The 13,828-nt window shown below is 39.8% G+C and carries 13 protein-coding genes; 7 read left to right on the top strand and 6 right to left on the bottom strand.

The annotated features are described in order from the left end of the window. Positions 1–112: 112 nt before the first annotated feature. Entirely contained in the window at positions 113–1,435 is a 1,323-nt protein-coding gene (locus tag HMPREF1528_RS08405; RefSeq protein WP_034568021.1) for an exo-beta-N-acetylmuramidase NamZ domain-containing protein, read from the bottom strand. On the opposite strand from HMPREF1528_RS08405, the gene HMPREF1528_RS08400 reads away from it, so the two are divergent. From HMPREF1528_RS08400 to ybeY, 3 genes are all read left to right on the top strand, one after another. Further along, positions 1,419–2,576, top strand: a complete 1,158-nt coding sequence (locus tag HMPREF1528_RS08400; RefSeq protein ID WP_016479412.1) for an ABC transporter permease — start codon at positions 1,419–1,421, stop codon at positions 2,574–2,576. The two genes, HMPREF1528_RS08405 and HMPREF1528_RS08400, sit on opposite strands and share 17 nt — an antisense overlap. A gap of 101 nt (positions 2,577–2,677) precedes the next feature. Beyond that, positions 2,678–2,878: a DUF2892 domain-containing protein gene (locus HMPREF1528_RS08395; protein WP_034567989.1), complete on the top strand. Its 201-nt coding sequence runs from the start codon at positions 2,678–2,680 to the stop codon at positions 2,876–2,878. A gap of 21 nt (positions 2,879–2,899) precedes the next feature. Next, positions 2,900–3,319 (top strand): rRNA maturation RNase YbeY, encoded by a 420-nt coding sequence (gene ybeY, locus HMPREF1528_RS08390; protein ID WP_002672529.1) that lies wholly within the window; start codon positions 2,900–2,902, stop codon positions 3,317–3,319. Here the strand turns inward: ybeY and HMPREF1528_RS08385 are convergent. The 3 genes from HMPREF1528_RS08385 to rfbA all read right to left on the bottom strand — a co-directional run bounded on the left by HMPREF1528_RS08385 (position 3,312) and on the right by rfbA (position 7,073). Then, positions 3,312–4,724, bottom strand: coding sequence for a lipopolysaccharide biosynthesis protein (locus HMPREF1528_RS08385; protein WP_016479410.1), 1,413 nt, complete (start codon positions 4,722–4,724; stop codon positions 3,312–3,314). The two genes, ybeY and HMPREF1528_RS08385, sit on opposite strands and share 8 nt — an antisense overlap. 12 nt (positions 4,725–4,736) lie before the next feature. Continuing rightward, positions 4,737–6,101, bottom strand: a complete 1,365-nt coding sequence (gene radA / locus HMPREF1528_RS08380; RefSeq protein ID WP_016479409.1) for a DNA repair protein RadA — start codon at positions 6,099–6,101, stop codon at positions 4,737–4,739. Between the two features lie 90 nt (positions 6,102–6,191). Continuing rightward, positions 6,192–7,073, bottom strand: a complete 882-nt coding sequence (rfbA, locus tag HMPREF1528_RS08375) for a glucose-1-phosphate thymidylyltransferase RfbA (protein ID WP_016479408.1) — start codon at positions 7,071–7,073, stop codon at positions 6,192–6,194. A 777-nt stretch (positions 7,074–7,850) separates the two neighbouring features. Between rfbA and HMPREF1528_RS08370 the strand changes: the two genes are divergently transcribed. Both HMPREF1528_RS08370 and HMPREF1528_RS08365 read left to right on the top strand, forming a co-directional pair. Continuing rightward, positions 7,851–8,903, top strand: coding sequence for a glycoside hydrolase family 6 protein (locus HMPREF1528_RS08370; protein ID WP_016479407.1), 1,053 nt, complete (start codon positions 7,851–7,853; stop codon positions 8,901–8,903). 80 nt (positions 8,904–8,983) lie between these two features. Then, positions 8,984–10,150, top strand: a complete 1,167-nt coding sequence (locus HMPREF1528_RS08365; RefSeq protein ID WP_016479406.1) for a glycoside hydrolase family 6 protein — start codon at positions 8,984–8,986, stop codon at positions 10,148–10,150. Positions 10,151–10,221: 71 nt separating this feature from the next. Here the strand turns inward: HMPREF1528_RS08365 and HMPREF1528_RS08360 are convergent, their stop codons facing one another. Beyond that, the gene (locus tag HMPREF1528_RS08360) at positions 10,222–10,824 is read right to left on the bottom strand and encodes a M15 family metallopeptidase (protein ID WP_016479405.1); all 603 of its coding nucleotides are present in this window, start codon (positions 10,822–10,824) and stop codon (positions 10,222–10,224) included. 77 nt (positions 10,825–10,901) lie between these two features. Between HMPREF1528_RS08360 and smpB the strand changes: the two genes are divergently transcribed. Beyond that, on the top strand, positions 10,902–11,357 hold the full coding sequence (gene smpB / locus HMPREF1528_RS08355; protein ID WP_009417836.1) for an SsrA-binding protein SmpB: 456 nt from the start codon (positions 10,902–10,904) through the stop codon (positions 11,355–11,357). A gap of 74 nt (positions 11,358–11,431) precedes the next feature. Further along, on the top strand, positions 11,432–11,914 hold the full coding sequence (locus HMPREF1528_RS08350) for a hypothetical protein (RefSeq protein ID WP_009421343.1): 483 nt from the start codon (positions 11,432–11,434) through the stop codon (positions 11,912–11,914). A gap of 235 nt (positions 11,915–12,149) precedes the next feature. Here HMPREF1528_RS08350 and lysA read toward each other — a convergent pair whose 3' ends face one another. Further along, positions 12,150–13,346, bottom strand: a complete 1,197-nt coding sequence (lysA, locus tag HMPREF1528_RS08345) for a diaminopimelate decarboxylase (protein WP_016479404.1) — start codon at positions 13,344–13,346, stop codon at positions 12,150–12,152. Between the last annotated feature and the right edge of the window lie 482 nt (positions 13,347–13,828).

The raw sequence follows: 13,828 nt of genomic DNA, 5'->3' as shown, positions 1-13,828 counted from the left end.
GTACGGCTCGTGCCGTCTTTTGCTTATCTGCCCGTCGTGCTACGACTGTCTGTCGTCCTACGAGCTCACACTTTACCTTCAACAATTGGCATTATTGGCATTATAGTATTAATTACGGATATAGTAAATATTTCTTTCTCATCTCCTTAAACTGCTCTATATCCTTTTGCCACGATTGGCGTATTTCGTCTTCGGTCTTTCCTTCGCTTATTTGCTTCTTTAGTATATCATTACCAGCAATCTTATTGAACGATGAAGTAAAGAAAGGTGTTTTCACTCCTTTACCTTGCTCAAAAGCTTTTTTAAGCCAAGTGAGATTTAGTTTATCCAAACGAGGTGTTTTTCTCAAGTCCTCACCGTAACATAGCTCACCGTTAAACTTCGGATTCTTGTCGCCTGCATTAGGGTGTGGCGTAAAGCCAAAAGTCGTCTTATCAAAATAAGGAGAGCCATAAATCTGAAACTGCATATCGGTACCGCGCCCCATACTCACATTTGTCCCTTCAAAAAAACACAAACTTGGGTACAAGTTCACCGATACATCATTAGGTAAGTTAGGCGAAGGTTTTACCGGTAAGCTATAAGACGTTTGATGTGTATAATAGGCAAGAGGAATCACTTTAAGGTCAGCAGTAACGCCTGCTTGCAACCACTTTTCACCATTTATCATCTGAGCATATTCGCCAATAGTCATTCCATAAACCACGGGTACAGGGTGCATCCCAATAAAACTCTTAAAAGCAGGTTGCAACACCGCTCCATCAATGTAATGCGCATTAGGATTCGGACGGTCGAGTACTATTACAGGAATATGCTGTTCAGCACAAGCCTCCATCACATAATGCAAAGTAGAAATATAAGTGTAAAAGCGTACCCCTACATCTTGCAAATCAAAGAGTACAAGGTCTACACCTTTCAGTTGCTCAGCAGTAGGTTTTTTGTTTTTACCATAGAGCGATACAATAGGCAAGCCCGTTTTAGAGTCCTTGCCGTCTTTCACTACTTCACCTGCATCGGCTTCCCCTCTGAATCCGTGTTCAGGAGCAAAAACCTTACTGATAGATACTTTCTTCTTTAATAACGTATCCACCAAATGCACATAATTCCCTTTTTCGGCTTTCACAATCCCAGTCTGATTCGTAACGATAGCTATATTTTTAGCGCGTAAATCCTTAATGTAAAGATACATTCGGTTAGCGCCCATCACCACTTCTTTCGTCTGTTTTTCAGTGTTTTGCACAGAAGCATTACCTTGTGTCTGTCCATTATTTTTGCACGATATAAGCGTACATAAGAAAAAAAGTGTAACTTTGGCACTTCTAAAAGGCATTATTGTTTTGAATGTTGAATATTTCATAGCAAAAAGAGTTATTTTTTCGAAAGGGGACAAAGGTACAATTTCTTCCCCAATTATCAAAATGGCAATAGCTGCCATTGCTGTGGGTATGGTGATGATGCTCATTGCCATTGCTACGGGTATTGGCTTGCAACGCAAGATTAGGGAGAAGTTGGTAGTCTTTCACGGGCACATTCAGATTTTTGATTATAGCAGTAATGCGTCACAAGTTACTACTAAACCTATTGCTATAAAACAAGATTTTTACCCTACTTTTTCAGCAGTACCCGAAGTTACCCATATTCAAGCAGTAGCTACCAAAGGTGGTATCATCCGTACTGAAACCACTTATGAATCGATTCTCGCTAAAGGTGTGGGGAAAGACTACAATTGGTCGCTTATTCGCGATTTTATTACCGAAGGGCGTACCCCTAATGTAGCGAGTGAAGAAGTAACCGATGAGGTGCTAATGTCTACCCATTTAGCCAACAGATTGCACCTAAAACTGGGTGACCGTTGCCAAGCTATCTTTCTAAAAGACGAAGCTGCCCAAGCTCCTAACCAACGTAGTTTTAAAATCGTAGGGCTTTACAATAGTGGCTTTCAAGAATTTGATGCGTCATACATCTTCTCTGATATACGTCATATTCAGAAAATCAATAAATGGCAACCTGACCAAATAGGCAATTTCGAGCTTTTTATCAAAGATTTTGACCGTATAGAAGAAGTAGGCAAACAAGTGTACGGCAAGGTAGGTTCATTCCTCGATTCGCAAACTATCATTCAGAAGTTTCCTTTTATCTTCGAATGGCTTGGTATGTTCGATTTCAATATTTACCTCATCATCGGGATAATGATAGTGGTAGGTGGATTTAATATGATTACGGCTATTCTCGTGCTCATATTGGAGAAAACACCAATGATAGGTACTTTAAAGAGCTTAGGTGCCTCTGACCGCAGTATCCGCAAGATATTTTTGTATAATGCTACCTATATCATAGGCTTGGGACTCTTATGGGGGAATGTTTTAGGATTCTTATTGCTCTGGTTACAACAGCGTTACAGCCTTATCAAGTTAGACCCTGCCACCTATTACGTAACCGAAGTACCGATTGCTTTCACTCCTCTGTGGGTGTTATTGCTCAATATAGGCGTTTTGCTATTGTGCTTGCTAATGCTACTCATTCCTACCTATGTGATTACCAAAATATCACCTACTAAATCTATGAAGTTTGCATAAATAATTTGAGATAGTGCAAAAGTAAGTGTATAATTATTTAAAATCTTTGTTTTATTCAAAATAAAGAAGTACATTTGCCACAAATTAAAAAATGTGACTATATGAAAAGAAATATTAGCACTTTGGACAAGAATATCCGTTTGCTCATTATCGTTATCACTGCAATATTGGGTTATTTTAACGAGTTTTCTATTACCATTGCTTCCGTGTTATCAGGCGTTTCTATATTGCTTTTGGTAACCATTCTCATTAATTTCTCACCCATTTACGCACTTTTAGGTATCAGTACCTATAAGCCATAAGCCTAAAGAAAAATAATTATTATGACTTCTTTTTTTAACGAAACTCCCTTTGTCTTTCCTTTTAAGAAAAACGAAGTAAAACGTTGGGTGAAACGCGTAGCCCAATCCGAAGGTAAAGAGGTGGGCAATATCAACTATATTTTTTGCGATGATGAGTATTTGCATAAAATAAATGTAGAGTACTTGCAACACGACACCCTTACCGATATCATCACCTTTGATTATTCTGAGGGCAAAGTGCTCCATTCGGATATTTATATTTCGGTAGAACGCGTAAAGGAGAACGCTAACATCTTTAAAGTACCGTTCCAAAAAGAACTCTTGCGGGTATTGGCACACGGCTTGTTACATCTTTGTGGTTATAAGGATAAAACACCCGAAGACAGTGCGCTAATGCGCAACAAGGAAGAAGAAAAGATGAACCTTTTTACGGTTATTTAGGAAGAGTAGATTTGAGCTTTATAGTAAAACTCGCTAAATAACCATAAATAAGCAAAAGTAAGGTTCCTATGTAGATACTATTGTCAAAAGCATAGAAATTTACAAACGAGAAAAGAACACTCATTCCGAGGAAGATTTTTATCTTCCTTTTTTTATAGGGTATCGGATAGTATTTTTGTCCATAGTAATACGAAATAAACATCATCGCTCCATAGGTGATGAGTGTTGCTAACGCCGCCCCTTTATAACTGAGCCAAGGAATAAGCGCAAAATTAAACACTACCATAATAGCCATTCCTACTAAGGATACGATAGCCCCAAAGCTGGTGCGGTCGGTTACTTTGTACCATACCGAAAGACTGTGGTAAATACCCAAACAAAGGTTAGCTAACAAGATAATAGGTACAATCCAAAGGGCTTCCCAATAAGCTTTGTTAGGTATCAAAATAAGTTTAAAAACATCAGTGAATACGGTAATAAAGAGCAAAATAAAGCCTCCGCACACAATGAAATATTCAGTGATACGAGCATAAGTTTTAGGCGCATTCTTATCCTGTGCACTGCTAAAAAAGAAAGGTTCTATACCAAGTTTATAAGCAGTAACAAAAAGGTTCATAAATACCCCCATTTTGTAACAAGCAGAATAAATACCTATAGTTCCATCGGCAGTATCAGCGGGAAGGAGCATACGCAAGAACACTCGGTCAAAACCTTCATTTACGGCAAAAGCAATACCTGCCAATAATACAGGGAAAGCATAAACCATCATCTCTTTCCAAAGTCGATAATCAAAACGGAAATGTATTTTGAAATAGATGGGCAGTAAGACAATGAAAGTCGCTAAACTCGCTATTACGTTGGCTAAAAAGATATAATATACACCACCATTGGTAGCAAGGGTTTCAGCAGGTAAATAGTTCAGGTAGTAGATATTAAGTGCTAAATTCACTGCTGTATTCCCTATTTTAACAATAGCATAAAGTTTGGCTTTGCTTTTGTTCCTGAGCCACGCAAACGGAATGACCACTAAGGCATCGAGTACTAATATATAAATGGCAAAGACAATATACTGTACATCATAGTTCAGCCAGGAGGCAATAAAGTGTCGCAATAAGTAGGCAATCAGCAGGAAAAACAAAGAACTGACTGTAAGAGAAGTAAGTGCAGTAGATTGTACCTTCTTCTTCCGTTCGCCTTTGTTCATAAAGCGGAAGAAAGCTGTTTCCATACCGTATGATAGCAGTACGTTCCCCAAGATAAGATAGACAAACAACCCTGAATAGATACCAAAATCGGCAGTATCGAGTTTATTCACGTACAGCCTTGTGAGCAATAGGGTAAGCACACGAGGGAGTACAGTAGCAATGCCGTAGATAATGGTATCTTTAAAAAGTTTTCTTAACATAAGGCGTTTTTATTATCCAAATAGTTCTTGTATTGCATCTTCTATCTTGGCGACTTTTACAATCCTAATTTTAGTATTTTTAAGGGCTATTTTGTTATATTTAGAAACAAAAATAGTGTTGAAGCCTAATTTCTCAGCTTCAGTAATGCGTTGCTCTACGCGTTGTACAGGGCGTATTTCACCGCCTAATCCTACTTCGCCGGCAAAACAGACGTCCTTTTCAATCGCTATATCTTCGTTAGAAGATAGGATAGCCATCGCCACTCCTAAGTCAGTGGCGGGGTCGTCGATAGTAATGCCTCCGGTAATATTAAGGAAGACGTCCTTAGCACCTAAGCGGAATCCTGCGCGTTTCTCAAGCACTGCCAAAAGCATATTGAGTCGTTTGGCATTGAAGCCCGTAGTACTGCGTTGTGGTGTACCATATACCGCTGTACTTACGAGTGCTTGTATTTCGATCATCAGCGGACGCATACCTTCCAAAGTGGCAGCTATGGAGGTACCGCTAATCGTCTCATCGGTTTTGGAAATGAGAATCTCCGAAGGATTATTTACCTCACGCAATCCGTTGCTAAGCATCTCGTAAATACCTAGTTCGGAAGTAGAGCCAAAGCGGTTTTTCAGTGAACGCAAGATACGGTACACGTGGTTGCGATCGCCTTCAAACTGCAGAACAGTATCAACCATATGCTCTAATATCTTAGGTCCTGCTATTTGTCCGTCCTTAGTGATATGCCCAATGAGTATTACAGGAGTGTGAGTAGTTTTAGCAAACTTAATCAGTTCGGAGGTACATTCCCTAATTTGAGAAATGCTCCCTGCTGATGCCTCTATATAATCGGATTGAAGGGTTTGAATAGAGTCGATAATCACGATTTCGGGTAAGAGTTCTTTTATCTGTTGAAAGATATTTTGTGTCTTAGTTTCTGTGAGGATAAAACAATTATCGAGCTTATGCGGAATACGGTCGGCGCGCATTTTTATCTGTTTCTCACTTTCCTCCCCCGATACGTAGAGCGTACGATAAGGCAAGTTAAGAGCTATTTGCAACAATAGCGTACTCTTACCTATACCAGGTTCCCCCCCTAAAAGAGTAACCGAACCGGGTACAATTCCCCCACCCAAGACGTTATTCAATTCGTGGTTGTTGCTGTTGAGGCGCGCCTCCTGTTGTGTATCGATTTGCGAAATAGAGATATACTTAGGAGCTTTACTCTTGATAGGTGATTCTTTCTCTTGCCAAGCAGGAGCAGTGTCTTTCTGTACGACTTCTTCCACAATGGTATTCCACTGCTTGCAGACGTAACACTGTCCTTGCCATTTGCTGTATTGTGCTCCGCAATTCTGACAGAAATATGCTGTTTTTAGTTTTGCCATTTTTTAGGAGGTTAGATATTAGGAGGCACGAGCTACAAGCTCGCGCCAGCATAGATTAGGTTTTACCGTTAAATTATTTGGAAAAGCAAATTATCTATTGTTCATCGTTAATTGCAAAAGGTATTGCCCGTATTGGTTTTTGAGCATTGGTTTTGCTAACTCTTGCAACTTTTCAGCAGTAATCCAACCCTTACGATAGGCTATTTCTTCCAAACAAGAGATTTTGAGTCCTTGACGTTTCTCTAAGGTTTCTACGAAGTTTGATGCTTCGCTAAGCGAATCGTGGGTGCCGGTATCAAGCCACGCAAAACCGCGTCCTAAAAGTTGTACTTTTAATTCGCCGTCGTTTAGAAACTCTTGATTCACAGTAGTAATCTCCAATTCACCTCGTGTTGAGGGTTTGATACTTTTGGCTACTTTCACTACTTTATTGGGGTAAAAATAGAGTCCTACTACCGCATAGTTAGATTTAGGCTGTGTGGGTTTTTCCTCAATGCTAAGCACATTGCCCTCGGTGTCAAACTCAGCTACTCCATAGCGTTCAGGGTCTTTTACGTAATAACCAAAGACAGTAGCTTTGCGTTCTTTCTTTACATTCTCTACCGCTTGAGCGAGCATTTTCGAGAAACTCTGTCCGTAGAAAATATTATCTCCTAATACCAGGCATACATCGTCATCACCTATAAACTCTTCGCCTATGATAAAAGCTTGAGCCAAGCCATCGGGACTGGGTTGCTCGGCATAGCTAAGGTGAATACCGAAGTCGGAACCGTCACCTAAGAGGCGCTCAAAACCTGGTAAGTCCTGAGGAGTAGAAATTACCAATATCTCGCGAATACCCGAAAGCATCAGCACCGATAATGGGTAGTAAATCATTGGTTTATCGTAAATAGGGAGCAATTGTTTAGAAACTCCTTTAGTAATGGGGTAAAGGCGTGTACCTGAACCGCCTGCTAATATAATTCCTTTCATCGGTTGTTAGTTTTTTCAGACGTTAGTAATTACTATAACTTTCATATTATTTTGAGCATTGCCCAAAGTCGTTATACGACAAGCTATCAAAAAAACTTTGGCAAAGGTACAGTATTTATTTGAAATTAGCAAATGTGCTATTAATACCACAATGCCAATTGTTGAAGGTAAAAGATAAAAGATAAAAGGTAAAAGGTAAAGTGTGAGCTCGTAGCGCAACAGACAGATAAAATTAGTAAATTAGTAAATGAGTCAATTAGCAAATGGGGACGGGAGAATAAAATAATGTAGATATAAAGAGCTTATAGGAAAGACGAACAATGAACGAACAAAAGACGAACAAAAGACGGTGCGAGCCGCACGGGCAGATAATGAAAAGACGAACAAAAGACGAACAAAAGACGAACAAAGAACGAACAAAGAACGAACAAAAGACGAAGAAAAGACGAACAATGAACGAACAATGAACGAACAAATGAAGAAGAAAAAATGAAGGTAAGTTAAAGCTAAGATAGAAATAAAAAGAGGGTTATTAGTAGATTTCAACTTTGGCAAATTTTGAAACTTTGGCAAAGTTCGTACATATAAACGAATAAATGACGGTGCGAGCCACACGGCAGATAGACAATGAACAAAGGAAAAGTAGAGACAAGGTGGTGAAAAAGCGGAGAGCAAACGGAGGAAAATGACTGGAAAAATAAATTAGAAAATAATTTTGGGTAAATGAAAATAAATTTCTATCTTTGCCAAATTAACACATAAATAAGATTAAAGATTATGAAGAAATTACTAGCCTTAATAGCTTTTTTATGGGTAATGACTGCCTGTGAAAAATCAGGGGAAGATACGCCCCAAAATACGCAAACTCAAATACCTTATGATTGGGATTTTTATTTGAAGCCTTCTCGGTTGTATGCAGTAAAAAATGAAAAAAATGCCGAATTGAAAAAACTGTATTACCAAGTGTATGGTACGCCCTGCGGAGATTGGTATGATGGAATTAACCCCAACAGTAAGGATAGCGACCGCTACCTAAAGAATTTTGTTGAAGGTGCTGAACACGCTCGCAAAACGCCTATTGTGGTGATTTACGGTATCCCCAATCGTGATTGTGGCTCGTTTTCAAAAGGTGGACATCCTAATGCTGCTTCTTACAGAGCGTGGATAGATCGCGTAAGTGCCATTATTGGAAAACGCCGTGCAGTAGTAATTATCGAACCCGATGCTATTAACTACTGTGGACATAAAAAGGGCTCGGCTGAGTACGAGGAACGTGCTAAATTATTACGCTATGTTGCTGAGAAACTGAAGAACAACAACCCGAATGTAGCGAGCTATATCCACGCCGGGAATGGGCCTTTGGTGACCAATAATTCTGAAGCAATGGCTACTGCCATTATTGATGCTGGTTTAAAATATATGCGTGGTTTCGCATTGAATGTTTCGGGCTTAGGAGGCACTGCTGAAGAACAAGCAGCAGCTGAAACATTTGTAACTTACTTAGTTTCTAAAGGTTTTAAAGATGTGCATTACGTGATTGACACAGGGCGCAGTGGTATCAATAGACCTAAACACCAAAATGCAAATGCTCCTTATAACTCTTGCAATAACTTTAATGCAGCTTTAGGTCCGCGTAGCACTACCAAAACCACAGGTCCACACGCCGATGCTTATTTATGGATTAACGGAGGAGGTGGCTCTGACGGTGAATGTAATATGGGAGCCCCAAAAGCGGGACAGCCTTACCCTGAATATACGAGACGCTTGGTGCAAAACGCTATGAGAGTAAAAAGTATAGAGATTTTGGAAGTACCTCAAAACTTAAAATAGTCGTAACACGACAGGCAATTATAAAATAACCTTTATCATTGCAAAGATAAGAATAATACAAATAAATAAGATTAAAGATTATGAATAAATTACTATCCTTAGTAGCTTTTTTATGGGTAATGACTGCCTGTGAAAAGTCAGGGGAAGATACCGACCCCTCTACACAGACTCCAACAACGCAAACCTCTACTACACAAACTCCTACTACTCAGACCCCTACTACACCTCCTATTACGCCTCCAGTTACTCCTCCTATTCCACCTAACCCACCACAAGGTAAAAAGCCGGTAGCTTATGACTGGGATTTTTACTTGGAGCCCTCTCGGTTAGACGTAGTAAAAAAAGAAAAAAATGCCGAGTTGAAAAAGCTGTATTACCAAGTGTATGGTACGCCCTGCGGAGGTTGGTATGACGGTGTGAGTCCTAATAGCGAGAAAAATGACCGTTGGCTTAAAAACTTCGTTGAAGGAGCTGAACGCGCCCGCAAAACGCCTATTGTAGTGCTTTACGGTATCCCCAATCGTGATTGTGGCTCGTTTTCAAAAGGTGGACATCCTAATGCCGCTTCTTACAAAGCGTGGATAAACCGCGTAAGTGCCATTATTGGACAACGCCGTGCGGTGGTTATTATTGAACCAGATGCTATTAACTACTGCGGTCACCCAAGAGGCTCAGCTAAATACAATGAACGTGCTGAACTGCTTAGTTACGCTGCTGAAAAACTAAATAAGAACAACCCTAATGTAGCGAGCTATATTCACGCTGGAAATGGACCTTTGGTTACACAACACTCTGAAGCTGTTGCCAATGCTATTATAGATGGAGGTTTAAAATATATGCGTGGTTTTGCACTGAATGTTTCGGGTTTAGGAGGCACTGCTGAAGAACAAGCCGGAGCTGAGGCTTTTGTAAAATACTTAGCTTCCAAAGGTTTTAAAGATGTGCATTACGTGATTGACACAGGGCGCAGTGGTATCAATAGACCTAAACACCAGAATGCACACCCTCCTTATAACTCTTGCAATAACTTTAATGCAGCTTTAGGCCCGCGTAGCACTACCAAAACCACAGGCCCATACGCCGATGCTTATTTGTGGATTAACGGAGGAGGTGGCTCTGACGGTGAATGTAATATGGGAGCTCCCGCAGCGGGACTTCCTTATCCTGAATATACGAGACACTTGGTGCAAAACGCTATGAGAGTAAAAAGTATAGAGATTTTGGAAGTACCTCAAAACTTAAAATAGTCGTAACACGACAAGCAATTAGAAACTTTAGCAAAGTGTGTGAAGAGTCGTAGCACGACAGAAGAGACTTTTTATTTACATTGCCATTGGAAGTCTTCGACTTTAGATTGCATTTCGGGACGGTACTCATAGTGCCACCACTCTGAGAAAATAGATTTAAAGTTATATTTGTTGAGTACATCCTTCAACAACTTGCGATTCTCAAGTACCTTTTTAGGGAGGGTCGTGCAAGTGTGATGTGCTTTTTTACCAAAAAAATCAAAAGGAGTACCCATATCTAATTCCTTGCCTTGTGCATCTACAAGGGTAAGATCGACAGCAGCCCCGCGATTGTGTTTAGAACCTTTCGCGGGGTTTGCTACGTAGTGGGTACCTGGAAGTATCTTCCACATCTTTTTCTGCACCGAAAGCGGTCGGTAGCAGTCGAACAATTTAATGCGGTATCCCAACGATTTAAACTCTTCATTAGCTTTTACCAAAGCCTTTGCAGTACTCTTGCGGAGATAGCATTCTCCACAATCATATACTGCTTGTTTGAAAAAATTATCGGGGGTGGCATATTTCATATCGAATACAAAGTCATTAGAAAGGCTTCTGAGAAGCACAAAATCATTCTGCTGCGCTAAAAGTGAGGACACTGATAATAATGTAAAAAGTTGTAAGAGGTATTTCATAAGAGTGATTTTCGGCAAAAGTACAAAAAAACTTAAAAAAAGCTTGCTATATGTAACAAATTTACTACTTTTGTGCTATGATTCAGAAAACAGTACAAATACTCAACAAACGGGCGAAATTTGAATATGAAATCCTCGACAAATACACGGCGGGGATTGTACTTGTGGGTACCGAGATAAAGTCTATCAGGTTAGGAAAAGCCTCAATAGCTGAGAGTTTTTGCGAGTTTAACGATAAAGGAGAGCTTTTCGTAATTAACTCTACCATTGAAGCATATGACTTTGGCACCTATTACAATCACCGCCCCAAAAGCGAACGCAAACTGCTTTTGCAGAAAAAAGAACTTCGCAAACTCAATAAAGAAGTGAAAAATAGCGGGCTTACTATCGTACCTCTCAAACTCTTTATTAACGAAAAGGGATTGGCTAAAATGGATATAGCCTTAGTACGCGGTAAGAAATTGTACGATAAACGCGAAACTATTAAAGACCGTGATAACAAGAGAAACTTGGATAGGCTAATGAAGAAGTAAGTCCTCACCCCATTCCCCTCTCCCAAGGAGAGGGAAAACTGTGAATTAATCATTAACAATTAATCATTAGATAAGTGTATAGAGATTTTAAAGAACTCCCCGATGATGCCCGTGTGTGGGTATACCAATGCAACCGTAGCTTTACAGAAGATGAGCAAAAGCAACTGCATACACAATTAGAAGAATTTATAAATCACTGGATGGTGCACGGCAAGGATTTGCTATCATCATTTGAATTGCGCTATAACCGATTTATAGTTATAGGAGCATTACCCGATGCCCACGGTGTAGGAGGCTGTTCTCTTGATGCTTTAGCGCACTTTATTCAAGAGCTTGAAGCCCAATACAACGTTACATTGCTTGACCGTATGAATGTGAGTTACCGTCAAGGTGAACACATCGCCTATAAAAACCTTGCCGATTTTAAGAAGATGGTAAAAGAAAAAGCAGTATCGGCACAAACTATAGTGTTCAACAATTTGGTGAATACTAAAATAGAATATGAAGAGAATTGGGAAGTGCCTTTGGAAGACAGCTGGCACAACCGGTTTTTATAGTGCGAGCCACAGTGCGAGCCGCACAGGCAATAAGTGCGAGCCACACAGGCAAAAAGAAGTATGAAGAGCCTGTCCAAAAAGTTTTGCTTTGTGAAGGCAATTTGCCAATCGCCCCTACAATGTAACTAAAAGAATTTGATTATCAAGGTAATCAACTTTGCTAAAATCTGAAACTTTGGCAAAGTGTAGCGACGCAAATGCGATTTTAAGACTTTTCGGACAGCCTTTTTTATTGTTAATATATCTGTCCTCTTAGTAAGTCTTCGAAGGTTTCTGCCTTTCTGATAAGTTTAGCTTCCCCATTCTGCCACAATACTTCTGCTGGACGCAAGCGTGAATTGTAGTTGCTCGCCATAGTGTAGCAATAGGCACCTGCATTGTGAAAGCACAATATATCGCCCTCAGTAATCTCAGCTATTTGTCGGTTAGAGGCAAAAGTATCGGTCTCGCATATATACCCAACTATTGAATAGAAACGCTTCTTACCTTCGGGGTTAGAAATGTTTTCGATATAATGATTAGCCCCGTAGAACATTGGTCGGATAAGATGATTAAAACCAGAGTCGATGCCTGCAAATACGGTAGAAGTGGTTTGCTTTACTACATTCACCTTTACTAAAAAGTAGCCTGCTTCACTTACCAAAAACTTACCAGGTTCGAAAGCTAATGTAAGGTTGCGACCGTACTCCTTGCAGAAATCAGCAAAGCGACTGCTGAGACGTTCGCCCAACTCTTCTATATTGGTTTGTATATCTCCCTCTTTATAAGGAACTTTAAAGCCACTACCAAAGTCGATAAATTGTAAATCCTTAAAGTGTTTAGCGGTTTCAAAGAGTATTTCGGCAGCATATAGGAACACATCAATATCTAAAATATCACTACCTGTGTGCATATGAATACCGTTGATGTGCATCTTTGTATTCTGGACGATGCGCAAGATATGCGGTATTTGGTGAATGCTAATACCAAACTTACTATCGATATGTCCTACCGAAATATTGCTATTACCGCCTGCCATCACGTGTGGATTGATACGAATACACACGGGTATCTCAGGGTGTTGTGTGCCAAACTGTTCCAAGAACGAAAGATTATCGATGTTGAGCTGTACTCCTAAGCGCATAGCCTCCTCAATTTCGTCCATTGAGACACCATTAGGCGTAAAAATAATTTGCTGAGGGTCAAAACCCGCCAGCAATCCTAACTGTACTTCCTGAATAGAAACGGTATCGAGACCAGCACCTAAATCCTTCATCAATTTCAAGATAGAGATATTAGAAAGGGCTTTCATTGCATAGTTGATGCGCAACTTGGGTACTGAGGCAAAGGCATTGGTAAGTCGGTTATATTGAGAAGCAATCTTCTGGGCATCATATACATATACAGGGCTACCGTAAGTATGTGCTATGTTTAGTAAATCGTTTATTTTCATTGAATATACTGTTGTTTAAATGATTATAGGGCACAAAAGTACAAATAATTAGCAAAATGGCAAATAATATTAATAATACCAGAAATGCCAATAATACCAAATTAATGACAAATGATGGTGTGAGCCACACAGGCGGGTGTGAGCCACACAGGCGGATAAAATTAGTAATTGAGTCAATAAGCAAATTAGCAAATGGGGGCGGGAGAATAAAATAATGTAGATGAAAGCCTTATTTAATGATTAATGGTTAATGATTAATTTGGGAGAAGCTTATAGAGAGCTTATAGAAAAGACGAACAAAAGACGAACAAATGACGAACAAATGACGAACAAATAACGGTGCGAGCCGCACGGGCAAATGAACAAATGACGAACAATGAATGAAGAAAAGATAAAGCTAAGGTGGAAATAAGAAGAAGGTTATTAGTAGAATTCATACTGCAACGGCGAAGGGTATATGAAGATGGGGTTGTTTTATGTGC

It is taken from the genome of Capnocytophaga sp. oral taxon 336 str. F0502, from assembly GCF_000411575.1.
Lineage (GTDB): Bacteria > Bacteroidota > Bacteroidia > Flavobacteriales > Flavobacteriaceae > Capnocytophaga > Capnocytophaga ochracea.
Note: the sequence above shows the minus strand (reverse complement) of the source record. Positions and strands in the feature narration are given on the sequence as shown.

Bases quoted from the DNA above. Each gene is read 5' to 3' on its own strand.
- lysA (WP_016479404.1), bottom strand. From the start codon at position 13,346: ATGAAAATAAACGATTTACTAAACATAGCACATACTTACGGTAGCCCT.
- radA (WP_016479409.1), bottom strand. From the start codon at position 6,101: ATGGCAAAACTAAAAACAGCATATTTCTGTCAGAATTGCGGAGCACAA.
- HMPREF1528_RS08360 (WP_016479405.1), bottom strand. From the start codon at position 10,824: ATGAAATACCTCTTACAACTTTTTACATTATTATCAGTGTCCTCACTT.
- smpB (WP_009417836.1), top strand. From the start codon at position 10,902: ATGATTCAGAAAACAGTACAAATACTCAACAAACGGGCGAAATTTGAA.
- ybeY (WP_002672529.1), top strand. From the start codon at position 2,900: ATGACTTCTTTTTTTAACGAAACTCCCTTTGTCTTTCCTTTTAAGAAA.
- HMPREF1528_RS08365 (WP_016479406.1), top strand. From the start codon at position 8,984: ATGAATAAATTACTATCCTTAGTAGCTTTTTTATGGGTAATGACTGCC.
- HMPREF1528_RS08400 (WP_016479412.1), top strand. From the start codon at position 1,419: ATGGCAATAGCTGCCATTGCTGTGGGTATGGTGATGATGCTCATTGCC.
- HMPREF1528_RS08405 (WP_034568021.1), bottom strand. From the start codon at position 1,435: ATGGCAGCTATTGCCATTTTGATAATTGGGGAAGAAATTGTACCTTTG.
- HMPREF1528_RS08395 (WP_034567989.1), top strand. From the start codon at position 2,678: ATGAAAAGAAATATTAGCACTTTGGACAAGAATATCCGTTTGCTCATT.
- rfbA (WP_016479408.1), bottom strand. From the start codon at position 7,073: ATGAAAGGAATTATATTAGCAGGCGGTTCAGGTACACGCCTTTACCCC.
- HMPREF1528_RS08385 (WP_016479410.1), bottom strand. From the start codon at position 4,724: ATGTTAAGAAAACTTTTTAAAGATACCATTATCTACGGCATTGCTACT.
- HMPREF1528_RS08370 (WP_016479407.1), top strand. From the start codon at position 7,851: ATGAAGAAATTACTAGCCTTAATAGCTTTTTTATGGGTAATGACTGCC.